Origin of the sequence: Actinomyces sp. oral taxon 171 str. F0337 (genome assembly GCF_005696555.1) — a bacterium.
GTDB classification, from domain to species: Bacteria; Actinomycetota; Actinomycetes; order Actinomycetales; family Actinomycetaceae; genus Actinomyces; species Actinomyces oris_E.
In genome coordinates, this window is sequence record NZ_CP040005.1 from 2,664,871 (window position 1) to 2,687,967 (window position 23,097).

General features: G+C 70.5%; 21 protein-coding genes. 8 read left to right on the forward strand and 13 right to left on the reverse strand.

All coding sequences use genetic code 11. From position 1 onward, the window contains the following. Positions 1–52 precede the first annotated feature (52 nt). From trhA to FBF36_RS11425, 6 genes are all read left to right on the forward strand, one after another. Positions 53–763: a PAQR family membrane homeostasis protein TrhA gene (gene trhA, locus FBF36_RS11400; RefSeq protein ID WP_050792644.1), complete on the forward strand. Its 711-nt coding sequence runs from the start codon at positions 53–55 to the stop codon at positions 761–763. A 334-nt stretch (positions 764–1,097) separates the two neighbouring features. Beyond that, positions 1,098–1,583: a GreA/GreB family elongation factor gene (locus FBF36_RS11405; RefSeq protein WP_009395194.1), complete on the forward strand. Its 486-nt coding sequence runs from the start codon at positions 1,098–1,100 to the stop codon at positions 1,581–1,583. A gap of 135 nt (positions 1,584–1,718) precedes the next feature. Next, on the forward strand, positions 1,719–2,189 hold the full coding sequence (locus FBF36_RS11410; RefSeq protein WP_009393153.1) for a hypothetical protein: 471 nt from the start codon (positions 1,719–1,721) through the stop codon (positions 2,187–2,189). Between the two features lie 53 nt (positions 2,190–2,242). Continuing rightward, on the forward strand, positions 2,243–2,806 hold the full coding sequence (locus FBF36_RS11415; RefSeq protein ID WP_009393152.1) for a hypothetical protein: 564 nt from the start codon (positions 2,243–2,245) through the stop codon (positions 2,804–2,806). Positions 2,807–2,898: 92 nt separating this feature from the next. After that, positions 2,899–3,615, forward strand: coding sequence for a peptide-methionine (S)-S-oxide reductase MsrA (gene msrA, locus FBF36_RS11420; RefSeq protein ID WP_009393151.1), 717 nt, complete (start codon positions 2,899–2,901; stop codon positions 3,613–3,615). Between the two features lie 151 nt (positions 3,616–3,766). Further along, positions 3,767–4,495, forward strand: a complete 729-nt coding sequence (locus tag FBF36_RS11425; protein ID WP_009393150.1) for a hypothetical protein — start codon at positions 3,767–3,769, stop codon at positions 4,493–4,495. A 117-nt stretch (positions 4,496–4,612) separates the two neighbouring features. On the opposite strand, the gene FBF36_RS11430 is transcribed toward FBF36_RS11425, so the two are convergent. The 5 genes from FBF36_RS11430 to FBF36_RS11450 all read right to left on the reverse strand — a co-directional run bounded on the left by FBF36_RS11430 (position 4,613) and on the right by FBF36_RS11450 (position 11,129). Beyond that, a complete protein-coding gene (locus FBF36_RS11430) occupies positions 4,613–5,563 on the reverse strand; it encodes a hypothetical protein (protein ID WP_009393149.1) in 951 nt (316 codons plus the stop codon). Between the two features lie 198 nt (positions 5,564–5,761). Further along, on the reverse strand, positions 5,762–7,729 hold the full coding sequence (locus FBF36_RS11435; RefSeq protein ID WP_138137565.1) for an ABC-ATPase domain-containing protein: 1,968 nt from the start codon (positions 7,727–7,729) through the stop codon (positions 5,762–5,764). A 144-nt stretch (positions 7,730–7,873) separates the two neighbouring features. Next, a complete protein-coding gene (locus FBF36_RS11440) occupies positions 7,874–8,428 on the reverse strand; it encodes an NADPH-dependent FMN reductase (protein ID WP_009397075.1) in 555 nt (184 codons plus the stop codon). A 210-nt stretch (positions 8,429–8,638) separates the two neighbouring features. After that, positions 8,639–10,204: a threonine ammonia-lyase, biosynthetic gene (ilvA, locus tag FBF36_RS11445; protein WP_178387636.1), complete on the reverse strand. Its 1,566-nt coding sequence runs from the start codon at positions 10,202–10,204 to the stop codon at positions 8,639–8,641. Positions 10,205–10,238: 34 nt separating this feature from the next. Further along, a complete protein-coding gene (locus FBF36_RS11450; protein ID WP_009397073.1) occupies positions 10,239–11,129 on the reverse strand; it encodes a LysR family transcriptional regulator in 891 nt (296 codons plus the stop codon). A gap of 79 nt (positions 11,130–11,208) precedes the next feature. On the opposite strand from FBF36_RS11450, the gene FBF36_RS11455 reads away from it, so the two are divergent. Continuing rightward, positions 11,209–12,258 (forward strand): aldo/keto reductase, encoded by a 1,050-nt coding sequence (locus tag FBF36_RS11455; protein ID WP_009397072.1) that lies wholly within the window; start codon positions 11,209–11,211, stop codon positions 12,256–12,258. Positions 12,259–12,433: 175 nt separating this feature from the next. Next, positions 12,434–12,967 (forward strand): DUF4242 domain-containing protein, encoded by a 534-nt coding sequence (locus FBF36_RS11460; protein ID WP_009397071.1) that lies wholly within the window; start codon positions 12,434–12,436, stop codon positions 12,965–12,967. Between the two features lie 122 nt (positions 12,968–13,089). Here the strand turns inward: FBF36_RS11460 and FBF36_RS11465 are convergent, their stop codons facing one another. The 8 genes from FBF36_RS11465 to FBF36_RS11500 all read right to left on the reverse strand — a co-directional run bounded on the left by FBF36_RS11465 (position 13,090) and on the right by FBF36_RS11500 (position 22,826). After that, entirely contained in the window at positions 13,090–14,826 is a 1,737-nt protein-coding gene (locus FBF36_RS11465; protein ID WP_138137567.1) for an ABC transporter permease subunit, read from the reverse strand. A 5-nt stretch (positions 14,827–14,831) separates the two neighbouring features. Next, positions 14,832–16,385, reverse strand: coding sequence for an ABC transporter substrate-binding protein (locus FBF36_RS11470; RefSeq protein ID WP_009397048.1), 1,554 nt, complete (start codon positions 16,383–16,385; stop codon positions 14,832–14,834). Between the two features lie 62 nt (positions 16,386–16,447). Further along, positions 16,448–17,335, reverse strand: a complete 888-nt coding sequence (locus FBF36_RS11475; RefSeq protein ID WP_138137569.1) for an ABC transporter ATP-binding protein — start codon at positions 17,333–17,335, stop codon at positions 16,448–16,450. Continuing rightward, complete coding sequence (locus FBF36_RS11480) at positions 17,332–18,183, reverse strand: ATP-binding cassette domain-containing protein (RefSeq protein WP_009733953.1); 852 nt, start codon at positions 18,181–18,183, stop codon at positions 17,332–17,334. Before FBF36_RS11480 ends, FBF36_RS11475 begins: the two co-directional genes overlap by 4 nt. A gap of 81 nt (positions 18,184–18,264) precedes the next feature. After that, entirely contained in the window at positions 18,265–20,151 is a 1,887-nt protein-coding gene (gene ilvD, locus FBF36_RS11485; RefSeq protein WP_034491624.1) for a dihydroxy-acid dehydratase, read from the reverse strand. Positions 20,152–20,397: 246 nt separating this feature from the next. Then, on the reverse strand, positions 20,398–20,910 hold the full coding sequence (locus FBF36_RS11490) for a YjdF family protein (protein WP_034491620.1): 513 nt from the start codon (positions 20,908–20,910) through the stop codon (positions 20,398–20,400). Positions 20,911–21,257: 347 nt separating this feature from the next. Further along, positions 21,258–21,665: an FKBP-type peptidyl-prolyl cis-trans isomerase gene (locus FBF36_RS11495; protein ID WP_009733949.1), complete on the reverse strand. Its 408-nt coding sequence runs from the start codon at positions 21,663–21,665 to the stop codon at positions 21,258–21,260. Between the two features lie 171 nt (positions 21,666–21,836). Continuing rightward, the gene (locus FBF36_RS11500; RefSeq protein ID WP_009733948.1) at positions 21,837–22,826 is read right to left on the reverse strand and encodes a Bax inhibitor-1/YccA family membrane protein; all 990 of its coding nucleotides are present in this window, start codon (positions 22,824–22,826) and stop codon (positions 21,837–21,839) included. Between the last annotated feature and the right edge of the window lie 271 nt (positions 22,827–23,097).

The following is a 23,097-nucleotide window of genomic DNA, read 5'->3' on the forward strand; positions in this document are numbered from 1 at the left end:
TCAGAACCGGTCCCGGGCTCAGCCCACGCCACCCAGAAGGACGCTCACGCCCATGTCACCGACATCGCCATCGACGCCGCCGGCCTCGCGCCGCTCCGCGTCCACGAGCGCCAAGGGCGTCATCGCCGCCGTCAAGCCGAGGCTGCGCGGGTGGATCCACGCCGGCACCGCGCCACTGGCCCTGGCTGCCTGCATCGTGCTGACGGTGCTGGCGCCGGGAGCGGGCCTGAAGTGGGCCTGTGCCGTCTACCTGACCTGCTCGCTGCTGCTGTTCGCCAACTCCGGCGTCTACCACATCGGCACCGGGCACTGGCCCGCGAAGGTGGCGGCCACGCTGCGGCGGATCGACCACGCGAACATCTACCTGCTCATCGCCGGCACCTACACGCCCCTGTCGGCGGCGCTGCTGCCGACGCGCACGGCCACCCTGGTCCTGGGGATCGTGTGGGCGGGAGCCGCGATCGGCACGACCACGAACCTGTTGTGGATGCACGCCCCGCGCTGGTTCACCACCGCCCTCTACATCATCCTGGGCTGGGTGGCGGTCTGGTTCCTGCCGCAGTTCTGGCGGGAAGGCGGCCCCGCGATCGTGTGGCTGCTGGTGGCCGGGGGCGTGACCTACACGCTGGGTGCCGTCGTCTACGCGCGCAAGACGCCCGATCCCTCGCCGCGCTGGTTCGGCTTCCACGAGATCTTCCACGTGTGCACCGTGGCCGCTTGGGCCTGCCAGTGCGTGGCCTGCTTCCTGGCGGTTGTGCGCTAGAGGGGGCGGAGCCGACCGTGAGGCGACCCCCGAGGCCGCCAGGCCCGGTGCACGGGCCGCCACACCGTCGAGCCGAGCGCTTTACCCACCGAGTCTTCCGACCCCCGCGACGCCGCTGATCAGGCGGGCCGGCAAGGATTCACCCGCCTCGGCACCCGACCGCGGACCCGGAATATTCCAGCACCTTTCGCCAACTACACAGCATCCCCCCAGGCTGCGGCGTAGACTCGCGCTTCAAACCCGGTCGGCCCTACGAGGAGCCGCCGGGTGTCGTCGTCGCAAGGTGACCCGACCGGCTGCCGAGCGACCAGCACCAGTCATCCAAGGAGGACCCATGTCCGAGCAGTCACAGGGCACCTGGCTCACCCAGGAGGCCTACGACCGACTGTCCACCGAGCTCGAGCACCGCAAGACGGCCGAGCGCAAGGAGATCGCCCAGCGCGTGGAGGCGGCCCGCCAGGAGGGTGACCTGCGGGAGAACGCCGGCTACCACGCCGCCCGCGAGGAGGCGGGGCTCAACGAGGCGCGCATCATCCAGCTCGAGGAGACCCTGGAGAACGCACAGATCGGCGAGGCGGCCGACGACGGCTCGGTCTCAGCCGGCACCATCGTCACCGCGAAGGTGGCCGGCAAGGAGCAGGTCTTCGCCCTGGGCGGTCAGGAGATCACCGAGGACGTGCCCGATGGCGTCAAGGTCTTCTCCCCCGACGCCCCACTGGGTCAGGCCCTCATGGGGCACCGTGCGGGCGACACCGTCTCCTACGAGGCCCCCACGGGCCGGAAGATCAAGGCCGAGATCGTCAAGGTCGAGCGGGTCTGAACCCGCCTCCACCGAGCCGGGCGTTTCTCGCGCAGCCCCACCGAGATTCGTGGGGCTGCGCGAGAAACGCCCGGCTCGGATTCTACGGACGCCCAGGAAAACAACCAACCCCTGAGATGGTGCGAGGAGAGTCCCATGGGTTATGCCATGTATTTCTACAGATTCAGCGATGGACGCAGCATCGGGGGCGACAAGCGGGGGTTGTGGAACTTTCTTGAGCGCCGAGGGCTGAGCCTTCAGCGCAGCACACACTCCAGCGACACCACACACCTGGCGAACGCCGACGGGTCGGTACTGTTATTCGACGACGGCTACCCACGAGATCTCATCCTCTCCGACCCCTCCATTCACGACTCCGAGCTGAGCGCCTTCATTGCACACGCCCATCTCAGCGATGACGAGTGCGAACTGCTCTACGACCTGTGCGTCTCGACGAACTTCCTCCTCGTTCACGTGGACGTGCCCCTGCTGTTCGTGATCCCGGACGGGAATCACCGGATCGACCAGCTGCCGCAAGAGGTGAGGGATGACGCAGACCGAGGTGAGATTGAGATTGTTGTGGCCAACAGCTGGCAGGAAATGCAAGCCGCATTAAAGTACGAGTAGACGCTCATTCCGTAAAAACGAGGACTCCAACCACGGACAGGACGTATCCACCCATGGGCTTCTCTCTCTATCTGTACAAGATCGACGGAGACCGACTCGTCGATCCGGATCGCGACGGCGTGCAGGAGTTCTTGCGACGGCGTCGAATGCACATGAAGGTCTTCCCGCCCTCCAGCGCAGACCGGTCATCATCCGCGACGCTGCTCAACGAGGACGGAACCGACATCGATGTCGATGGGCTTCAGGACTTCCACTTCTCCAATGTGCTCGAGGAGGATGAGGCGATGACGGCGGGGACCGGGCACGCCCACCTCACCGCCGGTGAGTGCGACTTCATCTTTGATCTGTGCGTCTCGGCGGGCTTCATGATCGTCAACCCTCAGGGAGGCCCCAGCTACATCGTCCCGCGAGGGAACCACACCGCTGAGAATCTGCGCGCCATCACGCAAGGTATGAGCGAGGAGGATCAGCGGCAGGACATCGTCGCCGTCGACAGCGGCGAGGAGCTTCAGGCCTTACTCACCGGTAGGTTCCAGAGCTTCCTCGACTGGCGCGAGCGAGCCTTCACCCGTCTGGAGCTGAACGGTTCCGGGCCGGAGCCCTCACCGAGCTCCTGACTGACACCTGCCCTCAGACCTCCGCCCCGACCTCTCCTCGCGGTCAGTGAAGCGCGTGCGGGAATAGAGGCGGGGCGCAGTACCGTGTTCTCATGTTCAACGCCCTTCGTCACTCACTCAGCGGATCGGCGCCGGCCGGCCGCGAGACGCCGGTTCTGACCGCCCCCGGGGACCATCCGGTGCTGGGCACGCCCTTGGACGGACCGTGGCCCGAGGGCAGTCGGGTCATCTATCTGGCGGCCGGCTGCTTCTGGGGCGTGGAGCGGATCCTGTGGCGCCAGGACGGCGTCGTCTCGACGTCGGTCGGCTACATGGGCGGTGAGACACCCAACCCCACGTACCAGGAGGTGTGCACCGGGGCGACCGGTCACGCCGAGACGGTACGCGTCGTCTACGACCCGACTGTCTGCGGCGAGGGCGGGGAGACCCTGCTGCGAGCCTTCTGGGAGAACCACGACTCCACGCACCTGAACCGTCACGGCAACGACGTCGGCACCCAGTACCGCTCGGCGGTGTGGACGACGACGCCCGCCCAGCACGAGGCGGCCGTGCGGATCCGCGAGGCCTTCCAGAGCGAGCTGACCCGCCTGGGCCTGGGTACCTGCGTGACCACCATCGAGGACGCCGCGGACGCGCCGGCTCAGTTCGGCGGCCCCTACTACCTGGCCGAGGACTACCACCAGGCCTACCTGCACAAGAACCCGAACGGCTACTGCAACCACGGTCCCAACGGGGTGACCTGCCCGGTCGGTATCACGGACCTGCCTGCCCAGACGGACATCCTGGCCCCGGAAGACGCACCGGCCTGAGGGCGCCACCTCAGCCTTTGAAGGGTCAATCACCAGCGTTCTCACACATTGTCTTGAGACGCTGTTCCAGGCAGCAGGCCAGCACTCCCAGCTGTGAGCGCCCGCGACTTCCTGACCCGTTTCCCTGCGCACCACAGGAGGCTCAACCCCGATGAGCAGCCAGCAGACGAGCACCCCGCCGGACCGGTCTCCGGCAGGGACGGCCTTGGAGACCCACTGGTCTGAGGACAGGGACTTCCAGTGGCGCGCCGCGACCGAGCTGCTCATCGCCATGGGGGTCCCACGCTCCACCGCCCGCCTCACCGGCGAGCTGCGCTCCTCCGTCGCGCACCTGGAAGAGGTCGACGCGCGCCTGCCCCGTGATGGCAAGCCCCTGCCGGAGGTCGACCGGCTCACCCGCAACAACGCCGTCGATGACGTCGCCCGGGTCATCCTGCCGCTGGCGCACGCCGCCCTGGAGCGGATCCGGGCCGAGGAGCTGCGCACCGAGGTCATCGGTGTCGACTACGACGCCCTGTGCGACGCCGTCAAGCAGCTCGAGGCCACCTACCGCGCCGGCTGGTGGCGCGCGGCCGAGAGGGAGGGCGCCGACTTCTTCCTGCGCGAGGTCGAGGCCCTCAACCGCCTCAATGTGCCCCCGGTGCGGGCCACCTGGCGCGACGCCGGCAGGATCGCGAGCATCCTGCGCCAGATGCCCGTCTCGACGCTGCGTCGCGTGGCCCGTACGAGCAACCCCATGGCGCTGCGACTCATGGTGCTGTTCAATCTCCAGGCCGGCTACCGCGACGGCCGCTTCGACAAGACCATCTCGATCCCCCGCCTCATCCACACCCGCACCAGCGAGTACCGCACCGAGTACCGGACCGGTTCAGCCGCCTAGCGCGAGCCGCGCAGCCGCCGCCAGCCCACTCACTTCGACAGAAACTTCAGAATCGACGCGGCTCCGGGTCGATTCTGAAGTTTTGGTCGAAGTGAGGGTGGGAGAAGGAGGAGGGGCTCACCAGCGTCGGCCAGTGGGCCTGACCCCGGCAGCGGACAGCCGCCGCAGCATCTGCGCCCCGGCATCACCCCAGGCCTGCGCCCATGTCCAGCGGGCCACCATCAAGCCCGAGGCCCGCAGCGCGTCCTCCCGGAGCTTCTCATGCCACACGACATCCTCCGGGTCCTGCCCGAAGGAGGCCGACTGGTACTTGACCCGACCGTCGAACTCCCCGGCCACCCCATAGTCCGGCCAGTAGAAGTCCAGGATGTAGAGCTCCGACCCGACCCGCACACTCACCTGCAGGTCCGGCTTGGGAAGCCGGTGCTCCCACATGCGCACGCGCGACATCGACTCGCCCGGCGACTCGGAGCGGCCGTCGGCCAAGCGCACGGCCTGCCGAGCACGAGGGGCGCCACGTGCCGTCTCGGGCATACGCGCCAGCGCCTCCTCCAGGGCCTCCGCGGAGCACAGTCCGTTGTGCAGGGCCGCATCCATGGCGGCGACCCCCGCCATGAGGCCGTTCCACCGAGCCAGGTCAATGAGTGAGTCCGGCAACGCGACGGCGAGATTCCCGCCCACTCTGACGACCTCAGTGCCGGGGCGCCGGACGTGGCGCCTCAGCAAGGAGGTCCGCACCCGGCCGGGGTGTCCGTCCACGACCTCCACCCGGCGCAGAACCGTCCCCACCAGTGGCAGCCCGTAGGCGGCGACAGCGGAGGCGCCCGCCAGCACCAGTTCCTCGCCGTACTTCCGGTGCGCCGCCTCGAGCAGCAGCTCGTAGCGCTCCATCCACGCAGCCTCCTGCCAGGCCGCACGGGGCGCGTAGACACCAGCGGCGACACGCAGCCAGTCGTGGCTGAGGTCCGGGCGCGCGCACGCGGCGCCGTCGAGCCGGGTCTCGTTCCACATCAGCGGGCGCAGGGACCCGCCGTCGGACAGGGGCGGGGAGGAGATCGCGGTGGTCATCCCCCTATGCTGCCCGCGGCGCCCCGACGCTCCCCCGGAGCACTTGCCTTCCTGTGGAAACAGGGGCCGGCGGCGCCGTTGTGGACACCGGCATCGTGGATCACTTCGACCGAATCTTCAGAAACGACCCGGAGCCGCGTCGTTTGTGAAGTTTTTGTTGAAGTGCGGGTGGGAGGCCGGCGGTCAGTGCTCACCTCGTCAGTCCTCGCTCCGCCGGTCGGCCAGCTCGAGCTTGCGGTAGCGGCTGACGGCCGCGCCGACGTCGACCATGCGGGGGCGCACGAGGAAGGCGGGCCGCTCGCGCTCGTCGGTCAGGGCGTCCAGGCCCTCCTCATCGAGCAGGGCCTCAAGGTCGTCCAGGCACTCGCGCAGCGGGGAGACCCCGTCGAAGCGCTGCTCCAGCAGGGCCCGCAGGGCGTAGGCGATGGCCTCGGCCTGCCCGGGGTCGGTGACGCCGCCGACGTCGGAGATGTCGATGTCCTCCCGGTCCAGGACGAGGGTGGAGGTGCCCTGGGCGCGAGTGCGCACCGGTCCCCGGCGGGTGCGCGGCGGGGCGGGCTCGGGGACGCGCTGCCGAGGCGCGGCGAAGTCCTCCAGCTCGGTGAGGGGCCGGGGCTGGTCGGCCACGACCCGGCGGGCCTGCTCGGTGACGTCGCGCAGGTGGTAGGCGTCCATGAGCAGGACCCGGTCTGCCACGTCCAGGTAGTCCCCGGAGCCGCCCATGACCATGACCGTGGAGACGCCCCGCCGGCGGAACAGCGCGGTAATGCGGTCCACCAGGGGGGTGATGGGCTCGCGGTCGGCGGCCACCAGCTCGCGCATGCGCGAGTCGCGGATGAGCAGGTTCGTGGCGGAGGTGTCCTCGTCCAGCAGCAGCACGGTGGAGCCGGCCTCGACGGCCTCGATGATGGAGGCGGCCTGGGAGGTGGATCCCGAGGCGTTGCGGGTGGTGAAGGAGGCGGTGTCGCGCCCGGCCGGCAGGTGGGAGATGAAGGGGGTCAGGTCGACGCCGGTCACGGCGCGCCCGTCGGCGGCCCGCACCTTGACTGCGTCGGGGACCGTGGCGACGAGCTCGCGCCCGTCCCCGGGCACGTGCGGGTACACGCCGCGCTCGATGGCACTCAGCAGCGTGGACTTGCCGTGGTAGCCGCCTCCGACGATGACGTTGACGCCCGCCTCGACGACGGTGCCGCGCACCGTCCCTGCGTGCGGGAGCTCCACCGTGGCGGCCATGGACTCGGGGGCCTCGAGGGGGACGCCGCCGTCCAGGGGCTCGTCGCTCACCCCGGAGCGGCGCGGCAGGACGGAACCGTCGGCGAGGAAGGACACCCAGCCGTTGCGGGCTGCCGTCGCGGTCAGGGCCCGGTGGTCCTCGAGGGTGGCGATGTGGTGCACGAGCCGGTCGCCCCGCTCGCCGGTGAGGTCCATGGCCTCCTCCAGCTCGCGCACGAGGTCGCGCCCCACGATCCGGGAGGCCTCGTGCCCCTGGATGGAGCGGCCCTGGGCGGGCAGGGCCAGGCGGGCGCGGGCCTCCAGGATCCAACCGGCCCCCTCCTTCTTCTCGTCAGGGCGCAGAATGATGCTGGAACGCTGCAGGATCTCCTGGCCCGGGGAGGCGATGGACAGCGCCGTGCCGCGGAATCCGGCGTGCAGCTCGCGGGTGAGGAAGTCGCCCACGGCCAGGCGCCGGTCGACGTCGGCCAGTAGGTCGGCCTCGTCGAGCAGCTCCAGCCCGTGCAGGTCGGTGGGCACGTCCACGTGGATGCGCGTGGGCGGGGCGTAGGGGTCGGACTGGACGCGGTCGATGTGCAGGAACCAGCCGGCGGGCGCCCGGTACCGTCCGACGATCGCCTTGTAGGCGGCGTAGGAGCGTCCGTCGAGGGCGTGGAGGTGGCCGATGAGGTCGGCCAGGAGGCCGTCGCGGGGCTCGTCGTCGTAGACGCGGCGCGAGCGGCCGCGCTCGCGACCCCGGTAGCCGCGGTCACTGCCTCGGTGGCCTCGGTCGCCGCCACCGGAGCCGCCCCGATAGCCACGGTCGCCACGGTCGCCACCACGGTAGCCGCGGTCGCCTCTGTCACCACCGCCGGAGCCTCCCCGGTACCTGCGCTCGCCGTGTCCGCCTCTGTCGTCCCGGTGGGAACCGCCTCGCTCGCTGCGCTCAGTCATGGTGAAACCCTACCCACCCGCCATGCCGCGCCCCGGCAGCCGCCGCACGAACAACGTCGCCGCCGGGGCACCCGCAGGTACCGCCGACGGCGACGTGGTGGACTGGCATCCTCCGGCTCAGCCGGACAGCCGAGCTCAGAGCCCTCAGCGCAGGGAGGCCAGGGCGTCGGAGTGGGCGACGACGTCGCGCACCATGGCCGGCACCTCGGCGTCGTGGAAGGAGGCCGGCGAGAAGGCGCCGTCGGCGAAGTCGGTGTTGAGCGACAGGAACACGTTGGAGGCCACGACGGTGGCGCCCATGCCCTGGAGGATCTGCTGGAGGTGGCTGACGGCACGGATACCGACGCTGTAGGAGTAGCCGACCACGCCCACGCCCTTGTTGGCCACGGCGCCGGGCTGGAGGAAGTCGATGGCGTTCTTCAGCGCGCCGGGGATGGAGAAGTTGTACTCGGGGGTGACGAAGATCAGCGCGTCGAAGGACTTCAGGGCCTCGTCGAAGGCGGCACCGGCCGGGTCGCTGGGGACGGCCATGCGCGGGGGGATCTCCTCGGCGAACAGGGGCAGGTTGAAGGAGGCGATGTCGACGATCTCGGCCTCGACGCCCTCGATCGTGTTGGCCTGGTCGACGACCCACTGGGCGATGGGACCACCCACGCGGTTGGGGCGGACGGAACCGACGACGACGGCAAGACGGGTCATATTTTTCTCCTGGTCGAGATGAGCCGGGTCGGGGCTGGGTCAGGCGGAGACTCCTATGGCACGCCCGGCCGCGACAAATGATGTGCCGATAACCTTATGGGAGTTTCAACAGAAACAGCGAGCCCTTATTGCATGATGCCTGCCACAACACAGGCCCACCCGTCCGCGCCCCACCTGTGAGGACGGGCGGAGCCGCGAATTTGTCACGGATCATCGGGCCAGGAAGAAGCGGAAGGCGGGGTCGCCGGTCTCCTCGTTGTAGGAGTAGCCGAGACGGTCCATGTGCTCGGTCAGCTCGACGTCGTCGGGACCGGCCGCGAAGGCGCACAGGATGCGGCCGTAGTCGGCGCCGTCGGTGCGGTAGTGGAACAGGGTGATGTTCCAGCGGGTGCCCAGCACCTCCAGGAAGTGGGCCAGCGCCCCGGGCGACTCGGGGAAGAGGAAGGAGAAGAGGCGCTCGGGCACGCCCGGGGTGGCACGCCCGCCGATCATGGAGCGCACGTGGACCTTGGCGAGCTCGTCGTCGGTGAGGTCGACGACGTCGTAGCCGGCCTCCTCCAGGTCCGCCACGATCTCGGCGCGCTCCTGGCGCCGGGCGATGCGCACGCCCACGAAGATGCGGGCGGGGTCGGTCTCGGTGCGGGCCGCGGAGAGGCGGTAGTTGAACTCGGTGACCGAGCGGGCCCCCAGGACCGAGGCGAAGCGCAGGAAGGAGCCCTGCTCCTCGGGGATGGTGACCCCGAGGATGGCCTCACGCTGCTCACCGATCTCGCTGCGCTCGGAGATGTAGCGCAGCTGGTGGAAGTTGAGGTTGGCGCCGGACAGGACGAAGGCGAGGCGCTCGCCGGCCAGGTGGTGCTCGGCGACGTAGCGCTTGAGGCCCGCCAGGGCCAGGGCCCCGGAGGGCTCGGAGATGGCGCGCACGTCGTCGAAGACGTCTCGCACGGCGGCGGAGGTCTCGTCGGAGGAGACGGTGACGACGTCGTCGAGCAGGGCCCGGCACATGCGGAAGGTCTCCTCACCGATGCGGCGCACGGCCACCCCTTCGGCGAACAGGCCCACATGGTGCAGGGTGATGGGCTCACCGCCCAGCAGGGCGGCCTTGAGGCAGGCCGACTCCTCGTGCTCGACGCCGATGACCTTGATGCCGGGCATGAGCTGCTTGATGAGGACGGCGACGCCGGCCGCCAGACCGCCGCCGCCCACGGGCACGAAGACGCGGTCGAGGTGGGCGTCCTGCTGGATGAGCTCCAGGCCGATGGTGCCCTGGCCGGCAATGACGCGGGGGTCGTCGAAGGGGGCGATGTAGGAGTGGCCCTCGACCTCGGCCAGACGGGTGGCCTCGGCCTTGGCGGCGTCGAAGTTGTCCCCGTGGAGGCGGACCTCGCCGCCCAGGGCGCGAACGGCATCGACCTTGATCTGGGGGGTGACGGTGGGCATGACGATGATGGCGCTCATCCCCAGCAGGGCGGCGGAGCGGGCCACCCCCTGGGCGTGGTTGCCGGCCGAGGCGGTGACGACGCCGCGCTCACGCTCGGCCGGGCTCAGGGAGCGCATGGCGTTGTAGGCGCCGCGGATCTTGAAGGAGTGGACCGACTGGAGGTCCTCGCGCTTGACCTCGACGGTGTTGCCCAGGCGGGCCGACAGGGTCGGCATCTCCTGCAGGGGCGTGTGCTCGGCCGCCTCGTAGACGGGGGCCTTGAGGATCTCCCGCAGGTAGCGGGCGCTGTCCCAGGCCGGGGTTCCGTTGCTGCTGACGCTGTCGAGCTCATTCACGAGTGACAGCGTAACGGGCGCACGACCGTCAACCTCAAGCCGGCGGCGGCGCACCTGCCGTACGCGAGGCAGAACGCGCAGCTGTCAGCTCATCGACGAATCGGGCGATGGGCGGGGCCGCGTCCGACGCCGATATCGCGGCGATCGGCGGATGCGGAGGAAGCCCCGGGATGCAGTGGACCTGAACGTCCGGCCCCTCCTTGTCCACGGCCGACTGCGCGATCAGCGCGCACCCCAGGCCGGCCGCCACCATCTCACGGATACTGGCCGGGCTGTGCGTCTCAAACTCCACCCGCGGCACCGCATCGATCGCACTGAATGCTGTATTCAGCAAACGTCGCAGTCCACTGTCCGAGGACAGGCACACGAACGGTTCGTCCACCACATCGGCCAATGAGCCCACCCGCCGAGCAGTCGATAGCGGGGTGATGAGGACCAGCCGTTCGTCCGCGATCTCGGTACGACGAGATCCTTCCTGCTCCCCTACAGGACCGACGACGACGTCGACCCGTCCTCGATGGAGCTCGTCGAGCAGGTCGGCGATGAGCCCGGTGCGCAGCGACACCGTGACTCCCGGATACCTCAGCCGGAACCGGCCGATCGTACTCACGAGGTCGAACCCGCCCAGGAGCGACGTCGCAGCCACTCTGACGTGCCCGACGGACACGGACCGGAAGGCGCGCACGGCCCGCTCCCCCTCATCAAGACTCGCCAGGGCTCGACGCACGTATGGCAGGAAGGACTCCCCGGCGGCGCTGAGGGACACCGGTCGAGCGCGGTGCAGCAGCGTCACTCCCAGCTCCAGCTCCAACCGCTTGATGTGGGCGGAGACGACCGGCTGAGCCAGGTGGAGGTCGGCAGCCGCCCTGGTGAACCCACCGCACCGCACGATCGACTCGAATGACCGCAGATATCGCAGTTCCACCTCACCATATTAAATCGATATGGGATGCATGTGAACTCAGTCTTGGACGTATAGAAGTCGAGATACCTACCGTTCAGGTATGACATTCATCGAATCCGCAGACACCACGATCCACCATCTGGGCGCCCTGGAAACCTCCGCCCTGGGACTCGGCTGCATGGGCCTGTCCCAGGGGTACGGTCCAGCCGACGACGGAGAGTCCCTGTCCGCCATCCATTCAGCCCTCGACTCCGGCATCACGATGCTCGACACCGCCATGAGCTACGGGCAGGGCCACAATGAGGAGATCGTCGGCAGAGCCGTCTCCACCAGCGGCATCGCACGCGACAGTCTTCAGATCGCCACGAAGCTCGGCATCGTCCGACGCGAGGGCGGGGTCCAGCTGGATGCTCATCCCAGCCGCATCGCCGCCTACTGCGACGCATCGTTGCGCCGGCTGGGAATGGAGACCATCGACCTGTACTACCTGCACCGCGTGGACCCGCAGGTTCCGATCGAGGAGTCCATCGCAGCCATGGCTGACCTGGTCGCTCAAGGCAAGGTCCGCCATCTCGGGGTGTCAGAGGTGACGCCTGAGGAGCTCAGGCGCGCCCACGCCGTTCACCCCATCGCAGCAGTGCAGATGGAGTGGTCGCTCATGTGGCGCGAGCCGGAGCTCAGTATCGTGCCCGCCGCCCGGGACCTCGGAGTCGGCCTGGTGCCGTACAGCCCTCTGGGCCGCGGGCTGCTCAGCGGGCGAATCGATGCCGGCACCGTCGCCGACAGCCCCTTCCGGGCGAACGACCCCAGGTTCAACGGCGATCATCTCAGTGCCAACCTGAGTCAGGTTGCGGCGCTCACTCACCTCGCAAGGTCCTGGGACATGACAACGGCCCAGGTCGCCCTCGCGTGGCTGCTGTCCCAGGGCGACGACGTCGTTCCCATCCCCGGAACGCGTAGAGCGGACCGGGTGAGGGAGAACGCCTCTGCCATGTCCTGCCGGCTCACAGCGGAGGAGCTGGAGATGCTGAACTCGGCAGTTCCGGCCGGCGCGTGGGAAGGAGACCGCAGGTCCTTCGCCGTCCCCGTCACGGCTCGGTCGACACCTCACCGGGACGAGAGACAAGCGAGAGATACGGACGCACGGTGACTACTCGCGCACCGTCCCTCGCCCCGAGACGGCGCTGAGTGGCGACGCGTCCGCACGCGGCGCTCTCCCCGCGGTGTGTCCACGAAGCGAGCACGCCCTTGGTTCACCGGAGCCAGCGGGAATAATTCGGACGGACCGCAAGGTTGGTACGCACACCCTACGGAAAGGAGCCGCCATGTCGCTCCAGCTCTTCGAGCTCGTCCCCGCCACTCCGTCACGTGAGGCCGCCGAGGCCCTCATCGCCCAGGTCTCTCAGGCCGTTGAGGCCGCCGGCGCCTCCGTCCTGGAGTCGCAGGTCACCGCCAGCCACGAACGCATCTTCACCATCGTCGAGCTCGCCTCCGACGACGTCGACGGCCTGACCGCCGCTGTCCGGGGCGCCGCCTCCGACGCCGAGGTCACCGGCCCCGACGAGGTCCGCCTCGTGGGTGCCGAGCTGGAGGACGTGCGCGCCCTGGCCCGCAAGGCCGACTACCTCGTGGAGTGGGACATCCCCGAGGAGATCTCCATGGAGACCTACCTGGCGCGCAAGAAGGCAAACTCTCCCAAGTACGCCCAGGTGCCGGAGGTGAGCTTCCTGCGCACCTACGTGCGTGAGGACACGGTCAAGTGCCTGTGCTTCTACGACGCCCCCGACGAGGACGCCGTGGTGCGCGCCCGTGAGGCCGTCTCCACCCCGATCGACCGCCTCCACGCCCTGGAGGGCTGAGGTCCCGATCAACCGATGAAGCGGGCGCCGACCCATAGCGCGGTCGGCGCCCGCCTCGTTGTCTGTGCCTGATGGCGCAGCCTCCTCGCGCCCGGCAGGAGCCGGGCCGCTGCTGCGAGGTCTCAGCGCCGCATGCTGCGGGAGGCGGCGACCGACGTGATCGACAGGACCACGAGGGCGGCGGCGGGCGTGGCCACGGCCCAGGGGGCCCGTTCGATGTAGGGCAGTGCGTCGGACAGGACCAGTCCCCACTCCGGTGCCGGGCTCTGGGCGCCCAGGCCCAGGAATCCCAGGGCCGCCAGGGCGAGGGCCTTGCCGGGCAGCCTCAGGGCCGCGTGGCGCGCCAGGGGGCCGACGACGGCGGGCAGGACCCGGGTCAGGGTGATCCGCACACGCCCCTCCCCCAGGACCGGGGCGAGGAGGACGTCGGGACGTTGCCGGTTCTCGGCGACGAGCCCGGCGGCGTGGGAGGCCAGGGGCGCCCAGCCGACGCAGGCCACGGCGATGGCGGCGCCCGTGGCGCTGGGCCCAGATACGCCGGCGACGATGAGCCCGGCCAGGATCGGCGGAGCGGCGTTGGCCACCTCGATGAACCCCGTGGCGGCCCGCGGTGCCAGCCCCACCAGCATGGCGATGACGAAGCACACGACCGTGACGACGACGGCGCCGCTCACGGTGGACACGGCCCCGTGAGCCACGCGCGCCAGGACGTCGCGCCCGAGCGAGTCGGCGCCCAGCGGGAGGGCGGCGCTGGGCTGCGCGAGCTTGTCCGCGACGACGGCGTAGGGGTCGCGGCGGATCCCGACAGCCGCCATGAGGGCCAGCAGGGCGGCGCCGCTGACGGCGATGACGCGGGCGGCCCGCCCCGGGTGCTCCACGGGGGGCGGGGCCGTCAGTCCGCCCGCCCCGGCGGCCCGCCCCATGAGGAGGCGCCGGGCCGCTCCGGCGATGACGCCGGCGGCGAGCGCCAGGGCGAGCAGCAGCAGGATCTGGGCCTGGAGCGCCGGCACGTCCTGGGCGGAGGCGGCGTCCAGGAGCTCGCGGCCCAGCCCCGGGATGGCGAAGATCTTCTCCACGGCGACCGCGCCGCCGGTCAGGGCGACGACGACGAGCGCCACCTGACCGGTCAGTGGCGCCAGGGCCCGCCGCAGGATGGCCCCGGCCAGGGTCCGGCCGCGGATGCCGGCGGTGGACCAGGTGGCCACCCAGCGTTCGGAGAAGGTGGCGGTGACGGCGTCGGAGACGAGTCCGCCGAGGTATCCGCCGGTGGGCAGGCCCAGGCTGAGGGCCGGCATGATGACCTTCTCGGGGCCACCCCACCCGAAGGGCGGCAGGATCCTGAGGTAGACAGCCAGGACGAGCATGAGGATCGGGGCCAGGAGGTACTCGGGCAGGGAGATGAGGACCGCGGAGGCGGCGCCGCCGCGAGGCCGGGGGCGCCCTCGCAGCCCGTCGCGCAGGGCGGGCAGGACCAGGGCGGCGGCCACGACGACCCCGACGCCGAGCGCGGCGGCCATGAGGCTCAGGGAGACCCCGAAGGCGTCGACGGCGTCCGGTCCGACGTCGGCCCCCGAGACCCAGGAGCGGCCCAGGTCGCCGCGGGCCACCCCGGTCAGCCAGTGGCCGATGACGTGGAGGGGGCCGCCGTCGATCCCGATGCTCTGGCGGATGGACTCCAGGACCTCCGGTGTGGGCTCCCGGTCGGAGGAGGTGGCGCGCAGGATCGTCAGGGCCGGGTCCTTGCCCGAGAGCCACGGCAGCATGCCCACCAGGCCGACGAGGCAGGCCAGGGCGAGCAGGCGCGAGATGCCGGTGACGAGGTCGCCCGTGCGCAGGCGTCCGGCAACCTGGGTGAGCACGCCGTTCACTTCTTCACGGTCGTGGTCGAGGTGATGAGGGTGCGCTCGTTGGGGTCGCGCTCGGCGCCGGTGACGCCGGAGGCCTCGCCCTGGATGAGGCGCTCGTGGGCGAGCGGGATGGCGGCGCCGGTGACGAGAATGGCCTGCTCGGCGGCCATGACGGCCTTGCGGCGCTCGTCGCCGGGTTCCGTGGCAGCGGCCTTGGAGATGGCGGCATCGACCTTCTCATCGTGCAGGCCGCTCATGGCGTAGGAGCCGGAGGAGGAGAAGTCGGCGGTCATGTAGGCGACGGCGTCGCCGGAGTCCAGGACGGTGGAGCGCGACACGAGGACGGCGTGGAACTTGCCGTCCAGGGCCTCGGACTCGATCTGGTTGTACTCGCGCACGTCCTGGGTGACCTTGAAGCCGGCGGCCTCGAGCTGTTGGGCCAGGAGGGGGACCATCTCGCCGAGCTCGGGGCGGTCGGTGTAGGACGCCAGAGTGATGGAGGTTCCGGCGGGGACGCTTCCGGCGGTGGTGGCGCCGGGGACCTTGCCGGTGGCGGCCGCGCCCGTGGCTCCGGGGTAGGTCTCCTTCTTCCAGGCGCGCAGGTCGGCGGCCCAGGGCACGGCCGGCCCCAGGAGTCCGACGGGAGAGTCGGCGTGGCCCTCGAAGACGGTCTTGATGAGGGCGGCGGGGTCGACGGCGTTGCGGGCGGCGGCGCGCAGGGCCGGGTCGGCGAAGGGGCCGGAGCGGGTGTTGAGGTAGAGGGTGGGGGTGCGCGGGGTGGCTACCTCGTGGAGAAGGTTCTTGTCGATGTTGCCGACCTGGGCGACGGGGACGGCCTCGACGATGTCAGCGGTGTCGGTGCGCAGGGCGTTGGCGCGGGCGGCGCCGTCGGGAACGTAGGTGACGTCGATGCCGGGAGCGGTGGCCTTCTTGCCCCAGTACTTGTCGTTGCGCTCCAGGGTGGCGCCGGAGGAGCCGTTGGCCTTCTTGAGGATGAAGGCGCCGGTGCCGTGGCCGACGGGGTCGATGGCGCCGTCGGCGGAACTGGGGTAGGCGGCCGGGGACAGGATGACGAGCTGGGGGCTGGAGAGGCGCTGCGGCATGAGGGGGTCGGGGGCCGCGGTCGTCAGGAGGAGGTCCTTGCCGTCGGCCTTCGCGGTGAGCTTGACTCCGTCCAGGACGCGCGGCGGCTTGGCCGCGGTGGCGGCGAAGGTGAGGGCGGCGGCCGCGTTCTCGGCGCTCAGGGCGGTGCCGTCGTGGAAGGTGACGCCCTCGCGCAGGGTGAGTCGCCAGGTGGTCTCGCTCTCGCGCTTCCAGGCGGTGGCGAGCAGCTCCTGGGCATCGCCGTCGGCGTTGAGCGTGGTGAGGCTCTCGGCGCAGGACCACCGGGTGAGCTTGAGGCCGTCGGTGAGTGGGTTGAGCTTGCTCTCGGGGGCGTGGAACATGGCCAGGCGGATGCGACCGTCGCCCGAGGAGCTGCGCGAGCAGGAGGCGATGGCGGCGGCGCCTGCTCCGACGCCGAGGGCGGCGAGGACCTGGCGGCGGGTGACGGCGGGGGCGGGCAGGGACATGGGTGCTCCTTCGGGCCTGGGTCGGGGTGTCAGCTGTCGGGGTGTCATCGGTCGGGAGGTCGTCAGTCGGTGGCGGCGGTCGGCAGGGTGGGGACGGCGTCGCGCAGGGCGCGGGCGGCCGGGTGGGTGGGCTCGGTCAGGAGGCGGCGCATGGGGGCGTCCTCGACGACGACGCCCTCGTCCATGACCAGGGCGCGCCGGCAGACGCGGGCGACGGCGGCCAGGTCGTGCGACACCACCAGCAGGGCCGGGGCGGGCACGGCGCCAGAACCAGCCGGGGCGGGCTCCGGCTCGCCACTCACGCCGGACTTGGCGGAGGGCTCCTGCTCATCGCTGGTGGCGGCGTCGGGCTCGGCCTCGATGGCGGCGAGCAGGTCGAGGGTCTGGCGGCGCAGGGCCGGGTCGAGCCCGGAGACCGGCTCGTCGAGCAGGAGATAGCGCGGGGACAGGGCCAGCGCCCGAGCGATGGAGACCCGTTGCGCCTGGCCACCGGAGATCTCGTGCGGCCGGCTCTCCCAGTTCTCGCGGCGGATCTCGAGGCTCTCCAGCATCTGCCGGGCTCGGCTGACGGCCTCCTCTCGATCGCGCGTCACCCCCAGGGTGCGCAGCGGGGTGGTCACCTGCGTCAGCACCGAGCGGCGCGGGTGAAGGGTGGCGGCGGCGTCCTGGGGCACGTACTGCACCGCCCGCCGGAAGGCCCGCAACGCTCGGGCGCCGCCTCGACGCACGGGCCGGCCGTCGAGCAGGATCTCGCCCGCATCTGCCGGGCCCGGGGAGTCGAGCAGCAGCAGGGCCCGCAGCAGCGTCGTCTTGCCGCATCCCGAGCGCCCGATGAGCGCCACGTTCTTCCCCGGCTCCAGGCTCAGGTCCACGCCGCGCAGCACCGCGCGCCGCTCGCCACCCGGCCCCGGGTGGGAGCGTTTCAGGCCACGGGCCTCAAGGCCGCTCATGCAGCGGGTCCCGCTGCGGCCAGGGCCCCGTCGATGGTCTCCTCGGCGCCGGCCTCGCACATGGCGGCCGTGACCGGGTGCTCGGGGTTGGTGAGAGCAGCCCGAGTGTCGCCCGACTCGATGATGGCGCCGTCGTGGAGGACGGCGATGTTCTCGCAGATGGCGGTGGCGGGCAGGTCGTGGGTGATGAGGAGCAGGGCGGGGGCCTGGGGCAGGCTGGTCAGGGAGCTCAGGAGCCCGAGGATCTCGGCGCGGGCGACGACGTCGAGGGCGGTGGTGGGCTCGTCGGCGATGATGAGGACGGGTTCGGCGGCCAGGACCAGGGCCAGGCTGGCGCGTTGGCGCTGACCTCCGGAGAGGCGCCCGGGGACGCGGTCAGCGAAGGACTCGTCGAGCCCGACGGCGTAGAGGTAGTCGGTGGCGCGCTCATCGGCCTCGCCCCGGGGATGTCCGGCGGCCTGGGAGGCCAGGGCGATCTGGCGACCGACCGCGATGAGCGGGTGCAGGGCGGTGGAGTGGTCCTGTGCGACGAGGGCAATGCGGCTGTCGCGGGGGCGACGGGCGGCGGGCAGCCCCAGCAGGTTGACGCCGCCTGCCTCGCCTCCCACCGCGAAGCTCGCGCGCGGGGCGTTGTCGGGGTCGACGTCGTCGGGCTCAACGGTCAGGGAACCGGTGACCTCCAGTGAGGCCGGGAGGGTGCCCGCGAGCGCGGCGCAGGTGAGGGACTTGCCGGCCCCGGAGGCACCGACCAGGGCGGTGCGGCTTCCGGGGGCGAGGCTGAGACTGACGCCGTTGACCAGCGTCGTGCCGCTGGAGCGCACCACCAGCGATCTGAGAACGATTGTCACATGCAAACCCTAAATGCGAGTGACAACGATTTTCAAATATGCAGTTGGTCAGCACGGGCCGTCGCCGATGGCCCGCTTGGGCTACTTGACGCCGAGGCGCTTGAGGTCGCGCACGGCGCCCAGGTCGGCGCTGGTGGCAAGCATCGCGTAGGCGCGCAGTGCCGCGGAGACCTTGCGGGGCCGGTCCACGTGCGGGGTCCAGGCGTCCTCACCGCGGGCCTCCTCCTCGGCCCGGCGGCGCTCGATCTCCTCATCGCTCAGGCGCACGGAGATGGAGCGGCGCGGGATGTCGATGTCGATGATGTCGCCGCTGCGCACCAGGCCGATGAGCCCCCCGGCCGCCGCCTCCGGGGAGACGTGACCGATGCTCAGGCCGGAGGTGCCCCCGGAGAAGCGCCCGTCGGTGAGCAGGGCGCACTCCTTACCCAGGTGCATGGACTTGATGTAGGTGGTCGGGTAGAGCATCTCCTGCATGCCGGGGCCGCCGCGCGGTCCCTCGTGGCTGATGATGACGACGTCGCCGGATGACACCCGCTTGCCGAGGATCCCGGCGACGGCGTCCTCCTGGGACTCGAAGACGACGGCGGGTCCGGAGAAGGTCAGGATCGACTCGTCGACGCCGGCGGTCTTGACGATGCAACCCTTCTCGGCGATGTTGCCGAAGAGGACGGCCAGGCCGCCGTCGGCGGAGTAGGCGTGCTCGATGTCGCGGATGCAGCCGGCGGCGCGGTCGGTGTCGAGGGACTCCCAGCGGGAGGCCTGGGAGAACATCTCGGTGGTGCGCACGCCGGCGGGGGCGGCGAGGTAGCCGGTGCGGATCTCCTCGCCGACCTGGGAGCCGGGGACGCCGTCGGGGCCGGGGCGGGCGACGTCATAGGCGGCGAGCTCGTCGCCCAGGGTGGTGCGCAGGACGTTGGTGGTGGAGGTCTCCAGCAGTCCGCCGCGGTCAAGCTCGCCGAGGATGCCGATGATGCCTCCGGCGCGGTGGACGTCCTCGATGTGGTAGAGGTTCGTCGACGGCGCGACCTTGGCCAGGTGGGGGACCTTGCGCGAGAGCCGGTCGATGTCGGCCATGGTGAAGTCGACCTCGGCCTCCTGGGCGGCGGCCAGCAGGTGCAGGACGGTGTTGGTGGAGCCGCCCATGGCGATGTCCAGGCTCATGGCGTTCTCGAAGGCGGCCTTGGTGGCGATGGAGCGCGGCAGGACGGAGTCGTCGTCGTGCTCGTAGTAGGCCCGGGTGATCTCGACGATCTGGTGGCCGACGCGCTTGAAGAGCTCGCCGCGGTCGGCGTGGGTGGCCAGCAGCGTGCCGTTCATGGGCAGGGCCAGGCCGAGGGCCTCGGTGAGGCAGTTCATGGAGTTGGCGGTGAACATGCCCGAGCAGGAGCCGCAGGTGGGGCAGGCCAGGCGCTCGATGGCGCTGATGGTCTCGTCGGTGACCGTGGGGTCGGCGGCGTCCATCATGGCGTCGATGAGGTCGAGCTTGCGGGTGGTGCCGTCGGCGGCGGTCATCTTGCCCGACTCCATGGGGCCGCCGGAGATGAAGATGGCCGGGATGTTGAGGCGCATGGCGGCCATGAGCATGCCCGGGGTGATCTTGTCGCAGTTGGAGATGCACACGAGGGCGTCGGCGCAGTGGGCGCTGACCATGTACTCCACGGAGTCGGCGATGAGGTCGCGGCTGGGCAGCGAGTAGAGCATGCCGTCGTGGCCCATGGCGATGCCGTCGTCGACGGCGATGGTGTTGAACTCCTTGGCCAGGCCGCCGGCGGCCTCGATCTCGGTGGCCACGAGGCGTCCGACGTCGCGCAGGCCCACGTGCCCGGGGACGAACTGGGTGAAGGAGTTCGCGATGGCGATGATCGGTTTGCCGAAGTCGGAGTCCTTGACGCCGGTGGCGCGCCACAGTGCACGGGCGCCCGCCATGTTGCGGCCGTGGGTGGAGGTGGCGCTGCGGTACTGCGGCATGAGCGATTCCTTCTCGGGCAGACGGACTGGAACGGCGTCGCAAGGAGCCGGCCTCAGGGGTGGCCAGCGCTTCACGACGCCGTGTTGCCATAGCGTAGCCCTCGTTGGCTTCTGGCGCCGCTTCGCTTCCTGTCCCTGAGACGCGCTGAGACGCTCCAAGGCCGCCCCGGCGCGGTCGCGGGCCGTCGTCCCGCTCCCGAGGAGGGCCTCGCTCACCACCACGATTTGCGGAACACCGGGCTTGCGTCACCGGCCTCGGTGACGGCGCTTGGCCCGCTGACGACGTCGAGCCCAGTCCTCATCCGCCTTCTGGCGACGACGTCGACTCCGGTCACAGGAGGCACGGGCCGCGGTCTCCTCACGGGCAGCGGCCAGGGAAGCCTGTGCGGCAGTAGATGGGCGCGCTCGATTTGTCTCCTTGGCAGCCTGTCGGGCGGCACGCTTGGGGTTGGGGCGACGAGCCGTCGACGAGCCCGCCGACCGGGATGCCGGAACCGCAGGCGACTCTGCGGCGCGGTCAATGAGCTCGCAACTGCGGGACAGGAGGAAGTCGTAGAGCTCGACATCGGTAGGCTCGGCCCCGAAGACGTGCCGCGCCGCCCGCACGGTGCCTCCTTGGTCATTCGAGGCGGCTCCAGGACGACGTTCGTGGAGCTCAAGAACACCGACCCAGAAGCGGCCGTCGAAGTAGAGGGTGAACTGGGCCGAGATGCTGGCGGGGACAGCGGTCTGCCTGTCGGGGGTGGGCGTGTTTGACATGGGACTCCTTTGGGTGCGAGTGATCGCACCCGGCGCAGCAGGAGTCCCCGTGACGGCCGATGACCGGCATCCCGAGGTGACGAACGCCTGGTTGTCGCTTGCCCACGACGAGTTCGGGGCGCATGCAGGGCCTGTGGCCCGACGGCGTCATCCGGACTTCCTCCGGACCGTGCAGTTCGTGCTACCGGGTGTGGCGCGAGCGCGCCACACCCAGGCTAGCGTAGTGATCGCAGCCCCGGGGCGCCGTACGCAGACGCGCGTTCGCACCTGAGGGCCCCAGGACGCACCTTGGGGGTGCTCCTGGGCGCTTACCGTACGAACGCGCGGACAGTGGCGGAGAGCTCGGCTCACATGACGCCGAGGATCTCCGTGACGAAGACGAGGGTGTCGCCGCCGCGGATGCCGGCCTGCGGGACGCCGCGGTCGCCGTAGCCGAGCTCGGAGGGGATGGACAGCAGCAGGCGCGAGCCGACGCGCTGGCCCACGAGGCCGTCGTCCCAGCCGCGGATGACCATGCCGACGCCGACCTGGAAGTTCAGCGGCTGGCCGCGGTCGTAGGAGTTGTCGAAGACGTCGCCGCCCCAGATCTGGCCCAGGTAGTTGGCCACGATCGTGTCGCCGGCCTCGACCACCTGACCGTCGCCGGCGTCGAGCACCTGGACCTGGAGCCCCTCGGGGGCCTCGGGCCCGGGGAAGGTGAGCGTGGGCTTCGTGCCCTTGGCGCCCTCGACGGAGGGCATGTTGGTGTTGATCATGCTGCGAGCCTACGCGAGGGCCCCGGTTTGACGCCGCAGCAGGCCTCGGCCCAGCGCGAACCCGGCGAGCACGCAGCTGGGGCCGGGACGCATCAGCTGCGTCCCGGCCCCAGCCGAGGTGGTGGTATGAGGCCGGTTCGGACGCACCGGTCCCGGCCCTGCGCCGTGAGCTCAGTCGCGGAAGTAGCTCAGCAGGCGCAGGAACTCCACGTAGAGCCACACGATGGTGACGACCAGGCCGAAGGCCCCCGCCCAGGCGTAACGCTGGGGCAGCCCGTTACGGACCCCGTTCTCAATGGACTCGAAGTCGATCGCCAGGAAGAAGGAGGCCAGGATGACCGCGAGGATCCCCAGCGGAATGCCCAGGGGGATCCCCATGATGGTCAGGGAGCGCAGGCCCCAGGCGCCGGTGGCCGCACCGGTCATCACGAGGGCGAAGTTGATGAGGCTGAAGATCATGTAGCCGAGGGTGGCCACGACCACCACCCGCCGGAACCTGCCCTGGACCCGGAAGCCTCCGAAGGAGTAGGCCGCGAGCATGACGCCGAAGGTGGCCAGTGTTGCGAGCACAGCCTGAACGACGATGCCCTCGTAGCGGGCCTCCATGACGCCGGAGAAGCCGCCCAGCATCAGTCCCTCGAAGGCCGCGTAGGCCAGGATGAGTGGCGCGGAGGGCTCCCGCTTGAAGCTGTTGACCAGGCCGAGGACGAAGCTGCCGATGACACCGGCGAACATCGCCAGGATGCCCAGCCCTATAGTCCCCTCATCAGTGCTGGTCACCAGGCTCCAGGACAGGGCGCCCGTGACCAGGATGACGCCGAACATGCCGGCGGTGCGGATGATGACGTCGTCGTAGGTCATGCGGCGCATGTCCGCGTTGGTGGCCGACGGCGCCTGGTACTGGGCCTCCAGGCCGGCCATCTGCTCGGGACTCACCTGGCCGTAGCCGGCCGTCTGCTGACCGTACTGGTTGCTGTACGGGTTGGCAGTCTGGCCGTACTGCCCGTACTGCTGACCGTAGCCGGTCGCCTGCTGGCCGTACTGGCCAGCCTGGTAGCCGGGCATCGTGGGGTAGCCGTTGGGCGTCTGAGCCGGGACGGTGCCGGGTGCCGGGCTACCGGCCTTGAAGGCGGCGCTTCGGCTGAAGAAGGGATTGGACATGTTCCTCTCATCCTCTCTGAGGGGGCTGGGACCGTCGGCCCAGGAGAGGCCGCCGCTCGCAGTCCGGTCCGGCCGTTGACAGCCGGTACCAGAATCTGCGCACATTATGCGCATCCCCAGCACGGTCAGGGGAACCCATTTCCCTCACAACGTAGCCCTCAGGGGAGAGCTCCCCACCCGTGCACCGAGCGCCGACGCCACCTCGGCGGCCTCCAGCGGCTCCGTCGACCGATCGGTTCTCATCCTCCAGGAGGACCCTCCTCCCCCTGGC

Excerpts from the sequence above, each read along its gene's own strand:
- trhA (WP_050792644.1), top strand. The coding sequence starts at position 53 with ATGTCACCGACATCGCCATCGACGCCGCCGGCCTCGCGCCGCTCCGCG.
- FBF36_RS11405 (WP_009395194.1), top strand. The coding sequence starts at position 1,098 with ATGTCCGAGCAGTCACAGGGCACCTGGCTCACCCAGGAGGCCTACGAC.
- FBF36_RS11410 (WP_009393153.1), top strand. The coding sequence starts at position 1,719 with ATGGGTTATGCCATGTATTTCTACAGATTCAGCGATGGACGCAGCATC.
- FBF36_RS11415 (WP_009393152.1), top strand. The coding sequence starts at position 2,243 with ATGGGCTTCTCTCTCTATCTGTACAAGATCGACGGAGACCGACTCGTC.
- msrA (WP_009393151.1), top strand. The coding sequence starts at position 2,899 with ATGTTCAACGCCCTTCGTCACTCACTCAGCGGATCGGCGCCGGCCGGC.
- FBF36_RS11425 (WP_009393150.1), top strand. The coding sequence starts at position 3,767 with ATGAGCAGCCAGCAGACGAGCACCCCGCCGGACCGGTCTCCGGCAGGG.
- FBF36_RS11430 (WP_009393149.1), bottom strand. The coding sequence starts at position 5,563 with ATGACCACCGCGATCTCCTCCCCGCCCCTGTCCGACGGCGGGTCCCTG.
- FBF36_RS11435 (WP_138137565.1), bottom strand. The coding sequence starts at position 7,729 with ATGACTGAGCGCAGCGAGCGAGGCGGTTCCCACCGGGACGACAGAGGC.
- FBF36_RS11440 (WP_009397075.1), bottom strand. The coding sequence starts at position 8,428 with ATGACCCGTCTTGCCGTCGTCGTCGGTTCCGTCCGCCCCAACCGCGTG.
- FBF36_RS11455 (WP_009397072.1), top strand. The coding sequence starts at position 11,209 with ATGACATTCATCGAATCCGCAGACACCACGATCCACCATCTGGGCGCC.
- FBF36_RS11460 (WP_009397071.1), top strand. The coding sequence starts at position 12,434 with ATGTCGCTCCAGCTCTTCGAGCTCGTCCCCGCCACTCCGTCACGTGAG.
- FBF36_RS11470 (WP_009397048.1), bottom strand. The coding sequence starts at position 16,385 with ATGTCCCTGCCCGCCCCCGCCGTCACCCGCCGCCAGGTCCTCGCCGCC.
- FBF36_RS11475 (WP_138137569.1), bottom strand. The coding sequence starts at position 17,335 with ATGAGCGGCCTTGAGGCCCGTGGCCTGAAACGCTCCCACCCGGGGCCG.
- ilvD (WP_034491624.1), bottom strand. The coding sequence starts at position 20,151 with ATGCCGCAGTACCGCAGCGCCACCTCCACCCACGGCCGCAACATGGCG.
- FBF36_RS11490 (WP_034491620.1), bottom strand. The coding sequence starts at position 20,910 with ATGTCAAACACGCCCACCCCCGACAGGCAGACCGCTGTCCCCGCCAGC.
- FBF36_RS11495 (WP_009733949.1), bottom strand. The coding sequence starts at position 21,665 with ATGATCAACACCAACATGCCCTCCGTCGAGGGCGCCAAGGGCACGAAG.
- FBF36_RS11500 (WP_009733948.1), bottom strand. The coding sequence starts at position 22,826 with ATGTCCAATCCCTTCTTCAGCCGAAGCGCCGCCTTCAAGGCCGGTAGC.